Source organism: Dolichospermum sp. LEGE 00240, from assembly GCF_015207875.1.
GTDB lineage: Bacteria > Cyanobacteriota > Cyanobacteriia > Cyanobacteriales > Nostocaceae > Dolichospermum > Dolichospermum gracile.
Genome location: NZ_JADEVZ010000005.1, coordinates 44107 through 67043, shown reverse-complemented (window position 1 = coordinate 67043; position 22937 = coordinate 44107). Strand labels below are relative to the sequence as shown.

The window sequence follows — 22937 nt, the reverse complement described above, 5'->3', positions numbered from 1 at the left end:
TTATTCTGCCATGCAGGTACTACGTCATCTTCCTAACCCGGAAATTCTCAACCTCTCTGTCAGCGTGGGACATGGTGGTGAGGCTTGTATCTATGCAGTTCCATCGGATGAGAATTTGGTAGCGAAAGTATATCATAAACCAACTGTCTCTTATGCCCAAAAACTGCGGGCGATGCTGGCTAATCCTCCTGTGAATCCGACGGATAATTTAGGGCATATTTCTATTGCTTGGCCACAGGAATTATTGCAAGCGGCGGATGGTAGCGGTAAGGTCGTTGGCTTTGTGATGCCCAGGATTCGGGGAATGCGACCGATTATGGATTTTTATAATCCGGGGATTCGCCGACAACATTGCCCTTTGTTTAATTATCAATATTTATTGCGAACTGCCCGAAATCTGGCTGCGGCTTTTGTGGCTTTACACGCCAGCCGATACTGTGTTGGTGATGTGAATGAGTCAAATATTTTGGTGAGTGATACGGCCTTGGTGACGTTGGTGGATACGGATTCGTTTCAAGTGACGGAACCGTTGCAAAATCTTGTTTATCGTTGTTCTGTGGGTAAGCCTGAATATACGCCTCCAGAATTACAGAATAAAACTTTTGCGGATTATGATCGGGAAATTTATCATGATTTGTTTGGGTTGGCTGTGCTGATTTTCCAGTTGTTAATGGAAGGAACTCACCCATTTTCCGGGATATTTCAAGGGGCGATCGATCCTCCCACCTACCAAGGGAGGATTCTGGCTGGACATTTTACCTATAGTCAAAAGAAACAAGTTCCTTATCTACCAACGCCTATTTCTCCTAGCTGGGATCTGCTTCATCCTAGGTTGCAGGATTTATTTGTGTGTTGTTTTGAGGATGGTCATGATCAACCTTGGTTACGCCCTAATGCTCAAACTTGGTTGTCGGCTTTAACGGCGGTGGAGGAGAGTTTGATGATTTGTCGGGTGAATCCTCAGCACCTTTATCATAATCATTTGGAGAAGTGTCCTTGGTGTGAACGGACTAAACGATTGGGTGGGAGAGATCCATTTCCGTCATTGGTGGCGATCGCTTCTAAACAACATCTACAACCACGCCAAAAACCGTCTAAACGTCGCCATATTCCCACTCCTCGCATTACTCAGCCATTAAGACCAAATTATCAGGTGTATCATTGGCAACCTATAGCTAACCAGCAGTTTTATCATCCTCCCGCTGGTCAAAAATTAAATCGGAAGGTATATGGTGTGATTTTCGGGGTGATGGGATTGGGTCTTTTGGGCTATTTGGATGTAATGATTAAATTTACCCGTCCTTTTGTTTCCCAAAATCCCTACACTCAACAAAGTTTGATGTCTCGTACACCTAATCAAACTGCTGATCTGCCAAGTCTTTCTTTTGCGGATTACTACCAGCGCGGTGATACTGCTTATCATCAACAAGATTATGAACAAGCAGTTGTCAACTTTACCGAAGCTACTAAAAAGAATCCCCAATCTGCCAAGGGGTATATAAAATTGGGTAATGCCCAATATAATTTAAATAATTATGAGGCGGCATTAGCTAATTATAACCAAGCTTTGAAGTTGAATCCTCAAGAGGTTAAAGCATATATAAGTCGCGGTAATGCTTACTATATGCTGGCTGACTATAGTAGTGATCCTGATAAGGAATACAAACAAGCGATCGCTGATTTTAATGCTGCCATCAATATAGATAAAACTGATGCGGAAGCCTATATTAGAAGGGGTATTGTCAGGTTTGAAATTACTAAATACATCAATAATTCTTTTCCAGAATACCAAAGGTCAATTGCTGATTTTACTCAAGCCATTAAACTCAATTCAGCTAAGGTAGATGCTTATTTTCAACGAGGTTTAGTCCGTTATCAAATAGCTCAATATAGCACCAATTATGCAGCAGAATATAAACAAGCGATCGCTGATTTTACTGAAGCATTAAAACTTAATCCCCGATTGGCTAAAGGTTATCTAAAACGTGGGATGGCTTACTATGAACTAGCACAATATGGAGAAGGTATAGCTGACAAAAATCATGTTCAAGCAGTTGCGGATTTAGAAACAGCCGCTAAAGTTTCTTTCGAGCAAAATGATATGGATAATTATCAACAGTCTTTGAGTAGTATTTGTATCGTTGTTGCTAATAAATGTGACGGTTTATTATCTAACGCAATTCTCACTGGACAAAGTAATTGATTTAGGAGTTCAGGAGTCAGGAGTCAGGAGTCAGAATAAGAAAGAAAGAAGAATAAAGAAGAAAGAAGGAGTTAAAATTATCTAAGGGGTGAATAATCTGTAGAAAGTAATAGTTAAAATTCACTCCTGACTTCATTAAGAAATTAGGAGTTTTGTTTTTGTGATTAAAATTACCATAGCGGAATGTGGCTTGAATGAGACACAAAATTCACGAAAAAAGACAAACACAAAAAGACTTTTATTCCTTCTTTTTCTCCTAAACTCCTACTATAAATATTTTACAGATAAAATATCTTAATTTACTTATTCTTTATGATTTTCTAGAAAATAACAGTTAAATTATGTTTATCTACCTAATAAAGAGAAAGAAAAAAATTATTTAATTTCTTTACCATCATTGTGCATTCTCTTCATTTCCATTACGTGAGTTCGACATAACGATAATTTGTGAAAAACTTACCCCACGTAGGAGTCTCAAGCCCTTATTCTCTCGTTGAAAAAATCATAACTCCGTTCGCGTAGCGTCTCCGAAGGAGAAACTCCGAACTCCTAACTCACGTTCCATTAGTTGAAATTATCATCCACCTGCAAATTTTTGAGGTAACTACATGAAAGCAGTAATTTTAGCGGGAGGTCTGGGTACAAGGTTAAGTGAAGAAACCAGTATCAGACCCAAACCAATGGTTGAAGTTGGTGGTAAGCCAATTCTCTGGCACATAATGAAAACTTACTCTGCTCATGGTATTAATGATTTCATTATTTGTTGCGGTTACAAAGGGTACATCATTAAAGAATACTTTGCCAACTATTTTTTACATATGTCAGATGTGACATTTGATATGCGATTTAATCAAATGAATGTCCATTCTGGATATGCTGAACCCTGGCGCGTCACCTTAGTAAATACAGGTGATAATACAATGACAGGCGGACGTTTAAAGCAAGTTCGTGAACATATTGGTAATGAAACCTTTTGCTTTACCTATGGTGATGGTGTAAGTAATATTAATATCACAGAATTAATTAAATTCCATCGAGAACAAAAGACATTAGCAACACTCAGCGCAGTGCAACCAGCAGGAAGATTTGGAGCAATTTCTCTAGGACAAGAACAAACTAAAATCACCAGTTTTAAAGAAAAACCTGAAGGTGATGGTGCTTGGATTAATGGGGGTTATTTTGTTCTCGAACCCCAAGTAATTGATTTTATTGCTGATACCTCAACTGTGTGGGAGAAAGAACCATTAGAAAAGTTAGCTGATTTAGAACAATTATCGGCTTACAAACATGATGGTTTCTGGCAGCCAATGGACACATTAAGAGATAAAAACTATCTTGAAGACCTTTGGAAAAGTGGTAAAGCTCCTTGGCAAGTTTGGTAATAGCAATTTTAGGTTTGAGATTTGAGATATTGGATTAGGGAAAGATTACTAATGTACGATTTTGCGATTATTGGTGGGGGAATAGTTGGACTTTCCACTGCAATGGCTTTAGGAGAGCGTTATCCCCATGCCAAAATATTAGTGTTAGAAAAAGAGAGCCAATGGGCATTTCATCAAACTGGTAATAATAGCGGTGTCATTCATTCCGGTATTTACTATAAACCGGGAAGCTTTAAGGCTAAATTTTCCCGTGATGGTAGCCGTTCAATGGTAGAATTTTGCCAGAAATATGATATTGATCATGAAGTTTGTGGTAAAGTAATTGTTGCCAGTAATCAACAAGAATTACCTCGCTTAGAAAATCTCTACACACGCGGGTTAGAAAACGGTCTTCCTGTTAAAAGAATTAGTCCTGAAGAAGTTAAAGAAATTGAACCTCATGTGAGTTGTGTGGGTGGAATTCGGGTATTTAGTACAGGGATTGTTAATTACAAACAAGTTTGTTTAAAATATGCGGAATTAATTCGCAATCAAGGGGGAGATTTACGTCTTAACACACAAGTTTTGAAAATTGTCCGCAGTGGCAAAAATCAGGTATTAGAAACTAACAATGGCAGGTTTGAAACTCGATTTGTGATCAATTGTGCCGGATTGCATAGCGATCGCATTGCCAAATTAGGTAAAGCTAATCCTGAAGCTAAAATCGTTCCCTTTCGCGGTGAATATTACGAACTTACCCCCGAAAAACGCTATTTGGTAAAAACTCTCATTTACCCAGTTCCTAACCCGGATTTCCCCTTCCTGGGTGTGCATTTCACCCGGATGATTGATAACACTGTTCACGCGGGTCCCAATGCAGTTCTCAGTCTCAAACGTGAAGGTTACAAAAAGACCGACTTTGACTTTAGGGATTTTGCCGAAGTTATCACCTATCCTGGCTTTTGGAAACTAGCAGCAAAACACGCTGACGAAGGGATTCAAGAAATTATTCGTTCCTTTAGGAAAACAGCCTTTGTCAAAAGTTTGCAAAAACTTATTCCCGAAATTCAAGCCAAAGATGTAATTCCCACCCATGCAGGAGTTCGCGCTCAAGCATTAATGAATAATGGTTCTCTGGTAGATGACTTTTTAATCATTAATGGTGAGAATTCTATTCATGTTTGCAATGCACCTTCACCCGCCGCAACTTCTTCCTTAGAAATTGGTAAAGCTATAGTTAAGCAAATACCAGAACCCACCCATTTCCACAGTTTAGTAAGTTAGTAGGGTGCGTCAGATACTAAAAATCGCTTAACTTTACTCACAAATCAAGTCTGACGCACCTTACAAAAGAATTTTATCAGCGGACTCTTCAAAAAGCCACTTAATTTACCACATCAAAAGTTTTAACAATCATGAAAATTTTAGTAACTGGGACAGAAGGTTATCTTGGTTCTTTATTGCCTTCTTTATTAATGCAAAAAGGACATGAAGTTCTAGGAGTTGATACTGGATTTTATAAAGTTGGTTGGCTATATAATGGAACTAACGTCACAGCTAAAACCCTAAATAAAGATATTCGTGATATCAATCCTGAAGATTTAAAAGGGGTAGATGCTATTGTTCACATGGCAGAATTATCCAACGATCCTACTGGACAATTATCCCCCACAATTACTTATGATATTAATCATTTGGGTTCAGTTCGCCTAGCTAATTTGGCAAAATCAGTAGGTGTCCGCCGTTTTGTTTATATGTCCTCCTGTAGTGTGTATGGTGTGGCTAGTGAAGGTGATATTACAGAATCATCACCAGTTAATCCGCAAACAGCTTACGCCGAATGTAAAACATTAGTAGAAAGAGATGTTCAACCATTAGCTGATGATGATTTCTCTCCTACTTTCATGCGGAATGCAACTGCTTTTGGTGCTTCTCCCAGAATGCGATTTGATATTGTTTTAAACAATTTGGCTGGCTTGGCTTGGACTACAAAAGAAATTAAAATGACCAGTGATGGTACGCCTTGGCGGCCATTAGTTCACGCTTTAGATATTTGCAAAGCCATTGTTTGTGCCTTGGAAGCACCCAGAGATATTATTCACAATCAAATCTTTAATGTTGGTGATACAGGCAATAACTATCGAGTTAAAGAAATAGCAGAAATTGTTGCCGATGTTTTCCCCGGTTGTCAATTATCTTTTGGTAATAATGGTGCGGATAATCGCAGCTATCGAGTATCTTTTGAAAAGATTAACACAAGTTTGCCTGGATTCAAGTGTGACTGGAATGCTCAACTTGGTGCTACTCAATTATTTAGTTTGTTTAAGCAAATTGATATGAATGAAGATACTTTCTTGTCTAGAGGATTCACCCGCCTCAAACAATTAGAATATCTAATTCGCACAGAACAAATTGACAAGGATTTCTTCTGGAATAAGCAGGAGAATTATTAATTTATTCCGAAAATATTGTAGGTTGGATTGAGCGACGGCAAAACCCAACATGATTAATAATTTTGTTGAGTTTCCCTGGGTCAACCCAACCTACATTTCTACATTTCCTTAACCAAACATTATTACATCAAGGTGGATTAAATTGAATCTTCTTAATTCAAGATATTCGATTGAAAAGCCTCTTTTAAATTTATACCAAGTTGGATTACCAGATAATGCAAAAGTTACTGACCATTGCTATTCCTACATACAATCGCGCTGGTTTACTGGATAAACAACTGGCTTGGTTAGCCACAGCAATCAAAGGGTGGGAATCAGAATGTGAAATTATTATTTCCGATAATTGCTCAACAGATAATACACCGGGAGTTGTGAAAAAATGGCAAACTGCTTTTAGTAATACTGTATTTATAGCCAATAGAAATCGGGAAAATATAGGGTTAATGCCAAACATTGCTTTTTGTCTTCAAGCTGCTGGTAGTAAATATGTTTGGACGGTGGGTGATGACGATCCAATTCAGGAAAAAACACTAGGTTACGTCATCAATAAAATTAAAGAAAATTCCAATTTATCACTGATGTTTCTTAACTGTTGTGGACGAGACAAAAACACAAATAAAGTTTTGGTAGAACACTGGTTTCCTAGCGATAGTGATGCAATTATTGTTGATAGTAAACCTGTATTTCAAAGGTATTTACAAGGCAGTTTTGGTGGCGTACTATTCATGACAGCTACCATTTATAATACCGAACTTGTGCAACAAGCTTTGCAAACTTGGACTACTTCCTGTAAAAATTTAGCATCCCAAGCATATTGGACTGGATTTTGTGCGGCTCATGGAAATATCATTGTTACTCAAGATAATTATTTGGAATGTACAATGCACGCTAGTTCCCTAGAGGAAAATCCTCGCTGGTCATTAATGATGCGATATGTTTACATTCCAGAGATTTATCTGAAGTTGCTAAGTTTAGGATATTCTGCTAAATTTTGTCAACGCATGATTCTAGAAAATATTTTCAAACTGAGTGATTGGAAAATATTATTGGGTGCTTTAAGAAGATGGCCAGTTCTAGCCACAAATATTATAATGACCTACTTGCAATTGCTAGGCAAATTTATCTATCAATTGAATTTCAATCAGAAAGAATCAGGAATAGATATTTCACATTTCAGTAATTAAATAAAAGATAAAATCCTTCTCGATTAACCAGATAAAATATTTTTGGCATTAAAAACTATGAGCAAACTACTAACTATTGCTATTCCTACTTACAATCGAGCCGAGTTACTAGATAAACAATTAACTTGGTTATCCCAAGCTATTCAAGGATTTGAATCAGAGTGTGAAATTTTAGTTTCTGATAACTGTTCTACAGATCATACCCAATTTATCATTAGTAAATGGCAAAATATTCTCAAAAATATCACATTCAAATCCCATAAAAATCCTGAAAATATAGGCGTAATGCGAAATATTTTTCATTGCCTAAGTTCTGCTACAACCAAGTATGTTTGGACAATTGGTGATGATGATCCAATTCAGGAAAGAGCAGTTGCCTATGTGATAGACAAAATTAAAAACATTGATAATTTATCATTATTGTTTCTAAATTTTTCTGGTCGAAATAAAATTACTGGTGAACCAATACATCCACCAAAAATAGTTGGTAATCGCTGGTTTGATGCGGATACAGAAGATGGTGAAGGTGATGGTAAAGCCATATTTGAACATTGTTTTCGTAAAAGTGTAGGAGCAGTAATTTTTCTAACGGCTACAGTATATCGTGCTGATTTAATTAAACGCGCTCTCCAAATTTGGCCAACTGCTAGTAATAATTGGATATCTTTAGCATATTTAGCCGGTTATTGTGCTGCTAATGGCAAAGTAATTGTGACTAAAGATATCTATTTAGAATGTATTGTTGGTGTTAGTTATTGGCAAAAAGAACCTAAGTCTGCACTTTTAATGCAATACCAACATATCCCTGAAGTGATTTTAAAACTTGAGCAAGTTGGTTATTCTAAAGCATATTGTTGTCGGATGCTTTTACAAAACTACCATGAGGTAGATTTGAAAGTTTTTTTAGGAGCGATGAGAAGATGGCCTGTATCAGCTATTAAGACAGTAGTTCCTTTTTTAGGGTTAGCTAGTGTGGCAGCATTGGAATTAATACCCATGAGAGAATTGAAAGTAGCGGAAACAGAAATGGAGAGAACAACGACTTCAGAAGTCAGAAACTATAAGGGATAAATCAGCAATTGCTTGGAAAAAATAACTTTTGATTGGGGAGGTATTTGAATTGTGATTAATAAAGTTACAGAAAAAATCTCAGTCTTAAAAGATGAGTTAGCTTATCAAGTGAAACTTTGGCAGCATCAGGGTAATTTACCTGCTATTAGTGCCAGAGACCAATTGATTGTTGATACTCTCAAAAAATCCGGTGTTTACATCACGTCGTTGGAAGATTTAGGTTTTTTATCTACGGCTACAATGTTAGCTACTGCTAATAGTTGTACCGATAGGATGGTAAATCCTAGAGATATTCATGCAGGATACAAATTACCACAAATTTATACGGTTACAGATTTACCAGAATTTTTTACTTGGGGAAGTGAATCCCGACTACAAAATATCATTGAGCATTATATAGGTTTACCTATTGCTTTTCATGGTGTTCATGTGCGGAAAGACTTTCCTAATGGAAAACAATTGGAAACTTTACTATGGCATAAAGATTCTGAAGATAGACGCATGATTAAAGTCATTATCTATCTAAATGATGTGACTGAAGAACATGGACCATTTGAATATATTCCCCTACCTGCTAATGCTTTAGAGCAGGTTAAAAATTATCAACTTGATTATGAGTTGTGGCGTGTTAATTTTTTGGGAATTAACGATGATAAAATGATGAAAGTTATTCCTAAATCAGCTTGGAAATCATGTCCTGGTAAAGCTGGAACTGTGATTTTTGCCGATGTGAGAAATATTTTACATCATGGGACTGTGCGAACCCAAGAACGATCAACTATATTTTTCACATACACGGCTAAATCTCCTAAGCGACCTGAACTTTGTACACAATATCATGATGATACCTTTCCCAAAATAAATCCCCAATTAGGATTAAAGGTATAAACCTAAAATGCAGAAGTTCAGGAGTCAGAATAATTGGTGTCAACCACGATCATGCCAGTGTTATTTCCTGAATTTTGCTATCTAAAATCAAAACCATTCTATTATCTTCAAAAAACTTCCGAAATAACCATGATTTTTACCTCTACTAAACTCGCTGGTGCTTTCATTATTGACTTAGAAGAAAAGCCTGATTCTCGTGGTTTTTTTGCTCGGACTTTTTGCGCTGATGAATTTATCGCTCATGGGTTAAAACCAACAGTTGCTCAATGTAACCTTTCTTTTAATCATAAAAAAGGCACATTGCGAGGAATGCACTATCAAACTCTCCCCGCAGCGGAAACAAAATTAATTCGCTGTACTCAAGGAGCTATTTATGATGTGATTGTGGATATGCGTCCTGAATCTCCCACTTATCTAGCGCATATTGGTGTAGAACTGAGTGCAGAAAATCGTCGCGCTCTTTATGTTCCAGAAATGTTTGCTCATGGTTATCAAGCTTTAACAGATGGTGCAGAAGTTGTATATCAAGTGGGTGAATTTTACACTCCTGGATATGAACGGGGTTTGCGTTATGATGATCCAATTTTAGAAATTTCCTGGCCACTGAGTGCAACAGAAATGTCTGATAAAGATCGGAATTGGCCTTTACTAGAATCTATTTTGATAGGAGTTTAATCATGATTATTGTTGATAAAGCTTTACAAGCACGGGCAGCTTTAGGTAAACCAGTTAAAGTGGCCATGATTGGTGCTGGTTTTATGGGTCGAGGAATTGCTAATCAAATTATCAATTCTGTGCCAGGAATGGAGTTGGTGGCTATTTCTAATCGTCACATTGATAACGCTAAACGAGCTTATTTAGAAGCAGGAATTGAAGATATCAAAATTGTTGCTAATTTAGCTGATTTAGAAGCGGCGATCGCTCAAAATAAATATGCCATCACCGAAGATGCCATGCTCCTGTGTGAAGCTGATGGCATAGATGCAATCATTGAAGTCACCGGGACAATTGAATACGCGGCTCATTTAGTGATGTGTGCGATCGCTCATCACAAGCATATCATCCTCATGAATGCCGAACTAGATGGCACAATTGGACCGATCCTCAAAGTCCATGCAGACCGGGCTGGAGTCATCCTCAGCGCCTGTGACGGCGACCAACCAGGGGTAGAAATGAACCTGTACCGCTTTGTCAACAGCATCGGTTTAAAACCCCTCCTCTGCGGCAACATCAAAGGCTTACAAGACCCCTACCGCAACCCCACCACCCAAGCCGGTTTTGCCCAACGCTGGGGTCAAAATCCCGCTATGGTGACAAGCTTTGCTGATGGGACAAAAATCTCCTTTGAGCAAGCCATAGTCGCCAACGGCACAGGTATGAAAGTAGCCAAGCGGGGAATGTTGGGATATGACTACACTGGTCACGTAGATGAAATGACCAAAATGTACGACATTGACCAACTCCAAGAACTAGGCGGTATCGTTGATTACGTAGTTGGTACTAAACCCGGTCCAGGAGTATTCGTATTTGCCACCCACGAGGACCCCAAACAACGCCATTACCTCAACCTGTATAAACTCGGTGAAGGACCCCTCTACAGCTTCTACACCCCTTATCACCTATGCCATTTTGAAGTTCCCCTCTCCGTAGCCCGTGCTGTCCTCTTCCATGATGCTGTGCTTACACCAATCGCCGGTCCTGTTGTTGATGTCGTCGCCACCGCCAAAATTGACCTCCAAGCCGGAGCAACCCTTGATGGTATTGGTTATTACATGACCTATGGACAATGTGAAAATTCCCCAATTGTGCAACAACAAAACCTACTGCCAATGGGTCTAGCGGAAGGATGTCGCTTAAAGCGCGATATTCCTAAAGATCAAGTCCTCACTTATGATGACGTGGAACTACCAGAAGGTAGACTTTGTGATCAATTACGCGCCGAACAAACAGTTTATTTTACTCCTGCGAAAACTTTAGCACTAACAAAATAGTTTTCCAAAAATAGCAACCGTCAAGGTGATCAGGATATGAATTGTTCGTGTTAACGTACCCTAGGTATTCATACAACTTCATGCACAACAGGTTTTTACTCCTGACTCGGTGACTTCTGACTCCTGACTCCTGCTATAGCATCAAGATAATTCAGAGGTTTCCTGATATTTTCATTTAACCTCTGAATTCACATATATACAATAAATGACAGAGATTATTTTGATAATCTTGCGAGGTTTCCCATGATTCAACTCCTTATTAAACAACATAAAATAATTGATACAAAACAACTGATACAACTTAGTAATGCAACATTAAATGTTCAATTAAGTAGGTGAACACAATAAAACCAAACTGTGTAAAGAAACGTAAAATCCCTGAAAACTTCTTTACTCTTGCCTCTTGCCTTGCTATGACGACAATTTTTAACGCCAACCTACTTACTAGGGAATAAATATTAAAACCAATCATCACTTACCAAATTATCAAGAAAAAAAATGAAAATAGCTCTCGTCCATGATTACTTAACCCAACGCGGTGGAGCAGAGCGCGTATTTGAATTATTGTGTAAACGGTATCCCGACGCTGACATTTTCACCTCATTATACGACCCGCAAAAAAGTATTGATTTAGGTGAGCGAATTATCAATACCACATTTTTACAAAAAATTCCTGGTGCAACCAAATATTTTCGGATGTTGGCTCCCCTATATTTTCCCGCATTTCGTTCCTTGGATCTTCAAGATTATGACCTAATTATCAGCAGTAGCACCAGTTTTGCCAAAGCAGTACGGAAAAATCCCCAAGCAAAACATATTTGTTTTTGTCATAATGTTACCCGCTTTTTATGGGATACAGAAACATATTTACGGGAATACGGAGACTATAGATACTTTGCACCTCTCATCGAAAAAATCTTTCAAATGATGAGAGATGTAGACCTGAAATATGCTCAAGAACCCGATCTCTACATCGCTAACTCTAGTATTGTTGCCCAACGAATTCAAAAAATTTATCACAAACAAGCGATCGCCATTAACTATCCAATTGATACTAGCAACTTTGTTTTTTCCGATACTAAAGAAGAATACTACTTGGCATCGGCGCGGATGATCAGTTATAAACGTCTTGATATAATAGTCGAAGCTTTTAATTGGTTAGGCTGGAACTTATTAATATCAGGTGATGGACCAGAACAAGAAAGATTAAAAGCCCAGGCATTACCCAACATCCAATTTCTAGGTCATGTCAGTGATAGAGAACGTAAAGACTTATTTTCTAAAGCCAAATCAATTATTGTTGCGGCTTTAGAAGATTATGGATTAGTTCCAGTCGAGGCAAACGCCAGTGGTACACCAGTTATTGCCTATGGAGCCGGAGGAGTCTTAGACACTCAAATACCAGGTAAAACAGGTGTATTTTTCAAAAGACAAGCACCATGCTCTTTACAAGCAGCTTTACTAGAAGCTGGAGGAATATCTTGGGATTACGAAACTATCCGTAATCATGCTGTTAGCAATTTCTCAGAACAGTCATTCTTTAGGAAAGTTGAGCAAGTTATTGATCAAGCTAGTGCAGCATGGCAAAAATAACTCATCATTAAAAGTTCCGAGAAAGCTTATATAATTTGCTTTTTTAATTTTTAATTCTGCCTTGCAGTATTGGAGGTGTGCATCCCTAATTCATTTAATTTTTTAGGTGTTTGCGTAGTGTATCGCAGATAAGGATAATAAAAGTGGTTCAAACTAGTCTAAATCCCAATATAAATCCAGCATCAGAAACAGAACCAGGCTATGGACAAATGTTTGCCGTAATTCTGCGAAGATTTCCCTGGTTATTATTAGTATTGCTCAGTTCTACGGCTATTGCTGGCATCATTACATTAAAAACCCCACCTAGCTTCAAAAGTACCATGCAATTGTTAGTAGAACCTAACTATCAAGGCAAGAAAGAAACAGATAACACCGAAAGTCAATTTACTGATGCTAATGTGGAGGTAGATACAGCTACTCAATTAAACTTGATGCAGAGTTCTGGACTGATTAAAAAAGCAGTTGATAGACTTAAAACTGAATATCCAGACTTAACTGTAATGGATTTGAAAAAATCCTTAGTCCTCACTCAAATTAAGACTCCAGAGGATAATATTGCTACTAAAATATTTCAAGTTGATTACACCGATAGCGATCCAGAAAAAACCCAAAAAGTTCTCAAAACAATTCAGCAAGTTTATTTAGAATACAATAAACAACAGCAAGATTCACGCCTACAAAAAGGTTTACAAGTTATCAGAGATCAATTAAGAAAAGCTACTGACGAAGTAACCGCTTCCGAAGCAAATCTCCAAAGATTTCGCAGAAGTCAAAATCTAATTGATCCAGATGCTCAAGCTAAAACCGTAGAGACAGCTTTAAATACTGTCCAACAAGAACGACAAACAACTCGTTCCCAGTATGAAGAAGCCTTAGCAAAGCAAAAATCTTTGCAAGCACAACTGAACCGTTCTCCACAAAATGCCTTAGTTTCTTCTCGTCTGAGTCAGTCTACCCGCTACCAAGGCTTACTCAATGAAATCCAAAAAACAGAATTGGCTTTAGCACAAGAACGTTTACGTTTCACAGATGATACTCCCAGTGTTCAGAAATTATATGAACAACTGCAAAGTCAAAAACAACTTTTACAAAAAGAAGTTAGCAGAACTTTAGGAGAAAAGACCAATTCTACCTTTAGTTCAGGAGACAATCTTTTAGAACAAGGACAACTAGGACAAATTGATCTTAATCTCACAGGTCAATTAGTAGAAACCCAAACTACTATCGTTGCATTAACCGCCCGCGATCAAACCTTAGCAGCCAAAGAGAAAGAATTACAAGCCGACCTCAAGCGGTTTCCTTCTCTATTGGCTTATTACAATCGCATTCTCCCTCAACTACAATTTAGCAGAGAAAGATTAGAACAATTATTAAGAGCAGAACAAAAATTACGCCAAGAACTTTCTAAAGGTGGATTTAATTGGGAGGTAGTAGAAGAACCCCAAGAAGGTCTTCATACTGGTCCCAACATGAGACAAAATCTCTTATTAGGAGGAGTAATTGGCTTAATGTTAGGAGGACTTGCTGCCTTTATTCGTGAAGCATCTGATGACGCTGTACATACCACTGCGGAATTAGAAAAACAAGCTGCTCTTCCATTATTAGGAACAACTCCTAAATTGCCACCTGCCAAACCCAGAGAATCCATGATCAAATTGCCATTTGGCAAACCAGAAGTTCTCGCACCTTGGACAATTCAAGTATTACAATCTTCTCCCCAGTGGGAATCACTGGATCTCATTTACAAAAATATTGAACTGCTCAATAAAGTCTCAGATCTAAGATCATTAATGGTAACATCAGCATTACCAGATGATGGTAAATCAGCTTTGGCATTAGGTTTAGCTATGAGTGCGGCTCGTTTACATAAAAAAGTCTTACTAATTGATGCCAATTTACGCGATCCTAATCTGCATAAACAGTTAAATCTTCCTAATGAACAAGGACTTTCTAGTTTATTAGAAAGTGAAGTTAATCTACCTAATCATATCAGTATTCCTTACTCTGGATCGCCTTACATTGATATTTTAACAGCGGGTCCAACTCCCACCGATCCTGCCCATCTTTTGAGTTCTCCCCGCATGGTGCAATTAATGGCTGCATTTGAAGAAAATTATGATTTGGTAATCATAGATGCCCCTTCCGTTCTTGGGTTAGTAGATGCTATGCTCACGGCATCATCTTGTCGTAGTGTGGTGATGATGGCAAGTATTGGTAAGGTGACACGCACCCAACTTAATCAAGCTACAGGGATGTTGAGTAGGTTAAATCTGATTGGGGTTGTAGCCAATGGCGTATCTCCATCTGATAGCACCTATGTACCTTATGTAAAACCAAAACAATTAGTTTTACAATCGGCAATGGAAGAATAAAGTAGAATATTTGCTGACTATTTAACCCACAAAAATATATTGACCCCTGCATTAGACAGGGGTTTTTGTGTTGACTATTCAAGATCAATTAAGTAATGTAAGTTGTTAGTTAGGTAAATTGTCAGAAATGGCTAACGCCACGCTTCGCTATCAGGATGTCCAGGATTAAAGGATCAACAGGATGAAACCAGAGTTTTTATTACCAATTAGCCATTACCAGCCTCAAGGAGATAACTAGCAACTTGAGTTAATATTTAATACTGGAGAGGCTTAAAACTCTGATTTTATGCTGCTAAAAACAAACCAATATGCCCCTCTCCAACGCGGAGTGGGGTGAGGTTCATCGAACTCACGTCTAATTAGGGTTCGATACTTGTTGTTTAAATGTATTGAGTTTTGTTTATAAATCTCTGCTAAAAAATTGATATTATTTGCTTTTTTAATTTTCAATTTATTACTGTAGTATGTTGGCAAATGACCATTTACTATACAGAATATTTTTGTTGTATGACTAATACACTTCACATTTATTTTTACTTACCTAATAAGCAATTTATGAGATACTTTGCAAGCATAAAATAAGGTTTATTTTTATTTAGTTACGATTAGTCCATTTCACCATATCTTAATATTATATATAAAAAAGTAATCTTTATTTAAAGAGTGAATAAAGAAGTTGTTTCTTGATGATTTATTTATCGAGAGTCTTATATTCTAGAGATTGAAACCCATCATCAAAATCTCCAAGACGAAACCGAAGGGTTGCAAAAACTTAGTATCTTCTCTGAGATGACTACTCTTGATCATAAATACAAGTGTCCCTAATTTCCTGTTGTCATATTTAATCATTGCTATATGACTCCTATACAATAATGTTCGGTCAAGGAAATATTAATTTCCTCATCGTAAATATTAAGTCAAGCTTTTACTACTTTATCACTGTTAATATATGCCAATTTCAGTCATTTCTAGTCTAAATAATAACTCTATTGTCCCCCAGCAATCTGAAAAGTTTAACTTCCTATCATGCTCATTAAAATGGCGCAGAGGAAAATTATTAGTCAAAGCCTCTGAAAAATTCTCACAACCCCATTTAGCTGCACTAGAAAATGAAGAATCTTTAATAGAATGTTTAAAACATTCTCCAGTTAGTTTAGTCAGCATAGATCCCAAAATCGGTGATTCTTTATTAAAAGTCTGGGCAAATGCTTGTCAAAAAGCTAATAAGCCTATATTTATGAATATTTCTGGTCATCAAAAATTATCGAAACAGCGTAATCAAATTTTCAAGACTTTACAAATAATAATTGATTGGACTTGGGCTTTATTTTCAATACTATTTATGAGTCCAGTCATACTAGGAGGATTGATAACTATACAGATATATTCTCCCAAGTTATTGTTTGATTATGAGTGGTATGTCGGAGAAAATGGGCAACTTTTTCAGGTTATTAAGTTTAGTTCTATAGCTAAACAAGAAATGACAGATTTGAATATTACTTTAGGTACATTCATTTTGAATAATTTATCTAATGTATTGAACTTATTACAGGGAAAATTTTGTCTAGTTAATAATCGTTGCTTGTCTTTAGAAAATGCAGTTAAATTAAGCTTGGAATCACAAAATGATCAATTAAATAAGCAAAAAAAAATCTCAGTATAAACGGCTTATAGTTGAGAGCAAATATATTATTTCTGTGTTCTCAAGCATTTTTGTCTAATTGATGAATACTTCCTGTTCTCATATTGATGACCGTGAATTATGTAGCTAATTAAAAAATAAGAAATATCATGCAAACAGCGATTTGTACCGTATTTGAAAAAGACTACCATTATGGTGTGGGGGCTTTAGTAAATTCCCTGTATTATCATGGGTTTCGAGGCATAATTTGGGCTGGTTATCGTGGCAATACACCCCATTGGGCTAAGGATCTAAAAACAGAAAATGGTTATCAAGAGTTTTTGGTAGGTGAAGGTTGTGCAATCCGATTTGTCAAACTAACAACTCCAAAACATTTAGGCTTTTATAAACCTGATTTTATGTCCCAATTGTGGGAAAATTACTGTCCAGATATTGATGCTTTATTTTACTTTGATCCTGATATTGTCAATAAATGTAACTGGGATTTTTATGAAAATTGGGTAAGTCGAGGAATTGCTCTTTGTGGTGATTCTTGGTATCTTGTGCCGGCGAATCATCCTCGACGGTTAGCATGGAAAGAATTTGCTAAAAATAATGGTTTTGCTTGTGAGCGCGAGTTAGATTATCACTACAATAGTGGCTTCATTGGAGTTCATAAAAACTACAAATCTATCTTGAAAGTTTGGCAGAAATTAGAAGAATTGGGTGAAATGGCGGGATATGCCAATTTAAAGGATCTTTATAACGGTAATACCTTTAATCATTATCCATATCTGTATGGAGATCAGACTTATTTAAACTTAGCATTGATGCTGACTAATTATCCTTTGAGTACCGTTGGACCAGACGGCATGGATTTTATTCCTGGTGGTACTATTATGTCTCACGCCACAGTCCCACATATTAAACCTTGGCGCAAAAAACTACTTCTCAGTGCCTTAGAAGGTAGTTCTCCCACCATAACTGATAAATTATATTGGCGGCATAGCCAAACACCTATTCAATTATATTCAACAGCAAAAATACTATGGCAGAAATTTGAAATTCTTTGTGGTTCTGCTCTTGGTCGTTTTATTCGTCGCGCTCCTATGTAAGCATATTGATTTTCTTGAGATTGGTGCTTCTATACTTAATTATCAAAATTATCGGTCAAAATTTTTATGGATTCCAAATTTCTACCGTCAACAGTGAAAATATTGCAAGCTACAAGTTTGTGGCAAAATAATCGGGTAATATTACGAGAATTTAAACACTTTCGAGTTGTGGCGATTTTAGCTATCGTATTTTCGGCTTTAGCGGCAAGTTTTGAAGGGTTTGGTTTAGGATTTTTGTTGGTGTTTCTGCAAAGTTTAACTACTCCTGGTTCTGAACCTGTGAAAACAGGGATAGAGTGGTTTGATATTTTGATTTTAGGAATTAATGGTTCAGCAACAGAGCGATTATATCGAATATCTGCTTTAATTGTTGTGACAACCTGTATGCGAGCATCGTTCAATTATATAGGACAGATTTGCATTCAGTTTAGTGAAATCAGTTTAGTAGATAATCTACGTAAACGAATTTTTCAACAGTTAGAGGCTCAAACTCTCAGTTATTTTAGTCATAAAAAATCTGGAGAATTGGTGAATATTCTTACCAGTGAAATGGAGAGAATTAGACAAATTTTTGGTGGACTAGCTTTTTTAATCACCCGAGGTTTTACACTGATTGTCTATTCTATTTCTTTGTTTATACTTTCCTGGAAACTGACTATAGTTTCTATTTTACTATTTAGTCTTTTGGCGGTAGGATTATCTACCTTAAATAAACAAATTAGAGAACGTAGTTTTGCGATTACTTCCGCTAATGATAATTTTACGGCTAGGGTGCTAGAGTTTATCGAAGGTATTCGCACAATTCATGCTTTTTCTACTCAAGAATTTGAGCGAAATCGGTATTATCAAGCCAGTGAAAAAATTGTTAATACTTGGAAAAGTGTTTATTGGATTTCTTTGATAGTTAAGCCTTTGGCGGAGAGTATATCTACGCTAATTCTGATTAGTATGATTATTGTGGCTTTAACCACAGGATTAATGAAAGTTTCGGCTTTGTTAACTTTCTTTTTTGTCCTGTTCCGCATTATCCCTATGACTCAGGATTTGAATGGAGTTATAGCTTTTTTAAGTACCCAAGCAGGAGCAGTAGAAAATATCAAGGATTTGTTAAAGACTGATGATAAAATCTATTTTCAAAATGGCGCACTGAGATTTCCTGGTTTCAAAAGATCAATTGATTTGGTGTCTGTAGATTTTGATTATAGTCTTAATCAACGGGTTTTGCATAATATTACTCTCTCGATTAAACAAGGGCAAATGACGGCTTTAATCGGTTCCTCTGGGGCTGGAAAAACCACACTTGCAGATTTAATTCCTCGCTTTCATGATGCGACTGATGGCTATATTTATATAGATGAAGTTGATATTCGCAAATTTGACATTAACTCTCTGCGTTCTAAGATAGCAGTTGTGAGTCAGAATACTTTTATTTTCAATACTTCTGTTTGGAATAATATTGCTTATGGGACACCAACAGCTACAGCAACAGAGATTAAAGAAGCTGCACGATTGGCAAATGCTTTAGAATTTATTTTAGAAATGCCGACGGGTTTCGATACGCAATTAGGAGATAGAGGTGTGCGGTTATCAGGTGGACAAAGACAAAGAATTGCGATCGCTCGCGCATTACTGAAAAACCCCGAAATTCTGATTTTAGATGAAGCTACAAGTGCCTTAGATTCTGTGTCTGAGCGGTTAATTCAAGAATCTTTAGAAAAGCTATCTGTGGGACGGACAGTAATTGCGATCGCTCACCGTCTTTCTACTATAGCTAAAGCCGATAAAGTTGTGGTTTTAGAACAAGGAAAAATTGTAGAACAGGGAGCATATCAAGAACTACTTCAACAACGTGGCAAATTTTGGCAATATTATCAAATTCAAAATGAAGTGAGATAAACAATCATTCAATTTTCCCATAGTTTATTTTCTCATCCGCCAAGCAATGTTAAATATTAACTCCTCCGAACCTTTGGTAAGCGTGATTATCCCCACATATAATCGCCCAGAATACCTAAAACAAGCCATTAATAGTGCTGTTAACCAAACCTATCAAAATCTAGAAATTATTGTTTCTGATAATTGTAGTTCTGAAAATCCTCAAGCACTAATTGAATCATTTCAAGACTCACGGATCAAATTTTGGCGACATGAGCAAAATATTGGGATGTTAGCTAATCAGTTTCATGGTTTTAAAATTGCTACAGGTAAATATGTGGCCAGTCTCCATGATGATGATATATGGAATGAGGATTTTTTATCGAAACTTGTTCCCAATTTAGAAGCAAATCCCGATTTAATTTTAGCATTTTGTGACCAATATATTATAGATGGTGATAGTAAAATTAATGTCGCTGCCACTGAAAACAATACCCGCAGTTATAAACGTGATCAAATCACTCCCGGAGTTCATAAAAATTTTACTCAAATTGGCTTAATTGATAAAAGTATTCCCACCGCCGCTGCTTGTGTAATTAGAAATGGAGTGCTTAATTGGGATCATATTCCTTCAGAAGTTGACGGAATGTGGGATTTATATTTAACTTATCTTTGTTGTATTTCTGGCTATGGAGTTTACTATGTTCCCGAAAAATTAACCAAATATCGAGAGCATGAACAAACTGATACTATGCTCAGTGGTAGTCGCAGTGTGCAAGCAAAAATCCGTAAAGGTAAAAGTGAGATATTCTGTTACCAAACTTTTATGGAAGATCAACGGTTACAGGAATTTAAGTCCTACTTTAAAACCAAATGGTTAGAAGCTAATACAACTTTAGGAATTGGCTTATTACGAGATCAAAAAATCACAGATGCCCGCCGTTATTTTTGGCAAACTTTAAGTGAGCAAAAGTTTAACTTACGAACTTTAGCGGCTTTAATTATTAGTTTTATTCCTACCAATTTAACGAATAAAATCTGGAAAATTTCCTAATTTAGTCAATTACAAGAGGTTATGAGTGAAAATTTGCATTGTTACCCACAAAGTCAGAAAAGGTGATGGTCAAGGTAGAGTTAATTATGAAGTAGTTCAAGAAGCCATTCGGCGTGGTCATGATCTGACATTATTAGCTAGTGAAATTGCCCCAGAGTTAGCCGAAAATAGTGCTGTTAATTGTATTTATATTCCAGTAGAAGGGTATCCTACGGAATTTATTCGCAATTTGATTTTTGCTCAAAAAAGTGCCAATTGGTTGCGTAAAAATCGAGCTAATTTAGATTTAATTAAGGTCAATGGCGCGATTACTATGGGGGCAAGTGATGTGAATGCCGTGCATTTTGTGCATGGTTCTTGGTTGAAATCGCCTGTGCATATTTCCCATAACCGTAAAGATTTGTACGGGTTATATCAATGGTTATTTACTGCGGCTAATGCTTATTGGGAAAAACAAGCTTTTCGGAAATCTAAAATTATTATTGCTGTCTCAGAAAAAGTTGCCCAAGAATTAGTAAATATTGATGTACCTCGTTCACAAATTCGGGTTGTTGCTAATGGTGTAGACTTACAAGAATTTGCTCCTGGTGTCAGTTTGCGGAGGGAATTAGGATTACCGGAGAATGTTAATTTGGCATTATTTGCCGGCGATATTCGGATTTCTCGCAAGAACTTAGATACTGTACTTCATGCTTTGGTAAAAGTTCCTGAATTGCATTTAGCAGTGGTCGGTGGTACTGAAGATAGCCCTTATCCGGCAATGGCAAAAGCATTAAATATTAGTGAAAGAGTGCATTTTTTAGGTTATCGCCGTGATATGCCCCAAATTCAACGGGCATCAGATTTATTTGTGTTTCCATCCCGTTATGAACCCTTTGGACTTGTAGTGATTGAAGCGATGGCTTCAGGTTTGCCCGTGATTACCGCCACTACTACTGGTGCGGCTGATTTAGTTAATCCCGACTGTGGCATCGTTTTAGACGATTGTGATGATGTTAATGCTTTAGCCGATGCGCTTGGATTATTAAATAGCGATCGCTCACTGCGTCAACAAATGGGTAAAGTTGCCCGGACTATTGCCGAACAACATAGCTGGTCAACAATGGCACAAACCTATCTAAATATATTTGAGGAGTTAATCACCCATGAGAAACACAGTTCTCATCCCCACCTATCGCCGTCCTCAAGACCTAGCCCGCTGTCTGAAAGCACTGCAACGGCAAACTAAATCAGTTGATCAGGCGATCGTTGTTGTCAGAGATACAGACACAGAAACCCAGCAATTTCTCCAACAATTTCCGCCCCACCTCCTCCCCTTACAGATTGTCACCGTCACTCAGTCGGGAGTCGTCGCCGCCCTCAACGCCGGACTAGCACAAGTCCAGGGAGACATTCTTTCCATCACCGATGATGATGCCGCCCCCCACCCGGATTGGTTAGCAAAAATTAATACTCACTTCAGCGTTAATTATGCCGTTGGTGGCGTTGGTGGTCGTGATTGGGTGTATCAAGGAGACAAATTAGAAAATGGTTCTCGTCCCATAGTTGGTAAATTGCAATGGTGGGGGCGCGTCATTGGCAACCATCATTTAGGAATAGGCGCACCCCGTGAGGTTGATGTTCTCAAAGGTGTGAATATGAGCTTTCGTACCCAGGCGATCGGTAAATTACGCTTTGACGACAGAATGCAAGGAACAGGCGCACAAGTACATTTTGAAATGTCCTTCGCCCTCACCCTCAAACGGGCTGGATGGAAAATAATTTATGATCCCAGCATTGCAGTAGATCACTATCCCGCCCAAAGATTTGACGAAGATCAACGCCACAACTTTAACGACACCGCATTAATTAACCTAGTCCACAACGAAACCTTAATTTTATTAGAACATCTTTCGCCCCTGCGTCAAATTGTATTTTTATCTTGGTCAATTTTAGTTGGTACAAGAGAAAGTTTAGGAATATGTCAATGGCTGAGACTATTTCCCCAACAAAAAGAAACTGCCAGTAAAAAATTGCGAGCATCCTTACAAGGAAGATGGTTAGGATATCAAAAATATAGAAACATAAAAAAACACCATCTTAGTTATTAACTACCCCAACCCAGATCCCCGACTTCTTCAAGAAGTCGGGGATCTATCTCCTAACTAAACTTTTTA

General features: G+C 37.4%; 17 protein-coding genes. All 17 read left to right on the top strand.

Going from position 1 to position 22937, the window contains the following annotated elements:
* The first annotated feature begins 10 nt into the window (after nt 1-10).
* The 17 genes from IQ226_RS02670 (at nt 11) to IQ226_RS02590 (ending at nt 22871) form a co-directional block, all read left to right on the top strand.
* Nucleotides 11-2203, top strand: coding sequence for a tetratricopeptide repeat protein (locus IQ226_RS02670; protein WP_193891762.1), 2193 nt, complete (start codon nt 11-13; stop codon nt 2201-2203).
* 608 nt (nt 2204-2811) lie between these two features.
* On the top strand, nt 2812-3585 hold the full coding sequence (rfbF, locus tag IQ226_RS02665) for a glucose-1-phosphate cytidylyltransferase (RefSeq protein WP_193891760.1): 774 nt from the start codon (nt 2812-2814) through the stop codon (nt 3583-3585).
* Between the two features lie 51 nt (nt 3586-3636).
* A complete protein-coding gene (gene lhgO, locus IQ226_RS02660) occupies nt 3637-4848 on the top strand; it encodes an L-2-hydroxyglutarate oxidase (protein WP_193891759.1) in 1212 nt (403 codons plus the stop codon).
* 131 nt (nt 4849-4979) lie between these two features.
* Entirely contained in the window at nt 4980-6017 is a 1038-nt protein-coding gene (locus IQ226_RS02655; RefSeq protein ID WP_193891757.1) for an NAD(P)-dependent oxidoreductase, read from the top strand.
* Between the two features lie 215 nt (nt 6018-6232).
* On the top strand, nt 6233-7201 hold the full coding sequence (locus IQ226_RS02650) for a glycosyltransferase family 2 protein (protein ID WP_193891754.1): 969 nt from the start codon (nt 6233-6235) through the stop codon (nt 7199-7201).
* Between the two features lie 57 nt (nt 7202-7258).
* Nucleotides 7259-8272: a glycosyltransferase family 2 protein gene (locus tag IQ226_RS02645; RefSeq protein ID WP_193891751.1), complete on the top strand. Its 1014-nt coding sequence runs from the start codon at nt 7259-7261 to the stop codon at nt 8270-8272.
* Nucleotides 8273-8323: 51 nt separating this feature from the next.
* On the top strand, nt 8324-9160 hold the full coding sequence (locus tag IQ226_RS02640; protein ID WP_370567067.1) for a phytanoyl-CoA dioxygenase: 837 nt from the start codon (nt 8324-8326) through the stop codon (nt 9158-9160).
* 129 nt (nt 9161-9289) lie between these two features.
* Complete coding sequence (rfbC, locus tag IQ226_RS02635) at nt 9290-9835, top strand: dTDP-4-dehydrorhamnose 3,5-epimerase (RefSeq protein ID WP_015078007.1); 546 nt, start codon at nt 9290-9292, stop codon at nt 9833-9835.
* A gap of 2 nt (nt 9836-9837) precedes the next feature.
* Nucleotides 9838-11151: an NAD(P)H-dependent oxidoreductase gene (locus IQ226_RS02630; protein WP_193891749.1), complete on the top strand. Its 1314-nt coding sequence runs from the start codon at nt 9838-9840 to the stop codon at nt 11149-11151.
* A 498-nt stretch (nt 11152-11649) separates the two neighbouring features.
* The gene (locus IQ226_RS02625) at nt 11650-12744 is read left to right on the top strand and encodes a glycosyltransferase (RefSeq protein ID WP_193891746.1); all 1095 of its coding nucleotides are present in this window, start codon (nt 11650-11652) and stop codon (nt 12742-12744) included.
* Nucleotides 12745-12887: 143 nt separating this feature from the next.
* A complete protein-coding gene (locus IQ226_RS02620; protein ID WP_193891743.1) occupies nt 12888-15116 on the top strand; it encodes a polysaccharide biosynthesis tyrosine autokinase in 2229 nt (742 codons plus the stop codon).
* A gap of 949 nt (nt 15117-16065) precedes the next feature.
* Entirely contained in the window at nt 16066-16779 is a 714-nt protein-coding gene (gene hepC / locus IQ226_RS02615) for a heterocyst development glycosyltransferase HepC (RefSeq protein WP_193891740.1), read from the top strand.
* 128 nt (nt 16780-16907) lie between these two features.
* Nucleotides 16908-17852, top strand: a complete 945-nt coding sequence (locus IQ226_RS02610) for a hypothetical protein (protein ID WP_193891737.1) — start codon at nt 16908-16910, stop codon at nt 17850-17852.
* 66 nt (nt 17853-17918) lie between these two features.
* Nucleotides 17919-19748, top strand: a complete 1830-nt coding sequence (hepA, locus tag IQ226_RS02605) for a heterocyst formation ABC transporter subunit HepA (RefSeq protein ID WP_193891735.1) — start codon at nt 17919-17921, stop codon at nt 19746-19748.
* Nucleotides 19749-19794: 46 nt separating this feature from the next.
* Nucleotides 19795-20781, top strand: a complete 987-nt coding sequence (locus tag IQ226_RS02600) for a glycosyltransferase family 2 protein (RefSeq protein WP_193891734.1) — start codon at nt 19795-19797, stop codon at nt 20779-20781.
* A 25-nt stretch (nt 20782-20806) separates the two neighbouring features.
* Nucleotides 20807-22009, top strand: a complete 1203-nt coding sequence (locus IQ226_RS02595) for a glycosyltransferase family 4 protein (RefSeq protein ID WP_193891733.1) — start codon at nt 20807-20809, stop codon at nt 22007-22009.
* Nucleotides 21927-22871, top strand: coding sequence for a glycosyltransferase family 2 protein (locus IQ226_RS02590; RefSeq protein ID WP_193891732.1), 945 nt, complete (start codon nt 21927-21929; stop codon nt 22869-22871). Before IQ226_RS02595 ends, IQ226_RS02590 begins: the two co-directional genes overlap by 83 nt.
* The last annotated feature ends 66 nt before the right edge of the window (nt 22872-22937 follow it).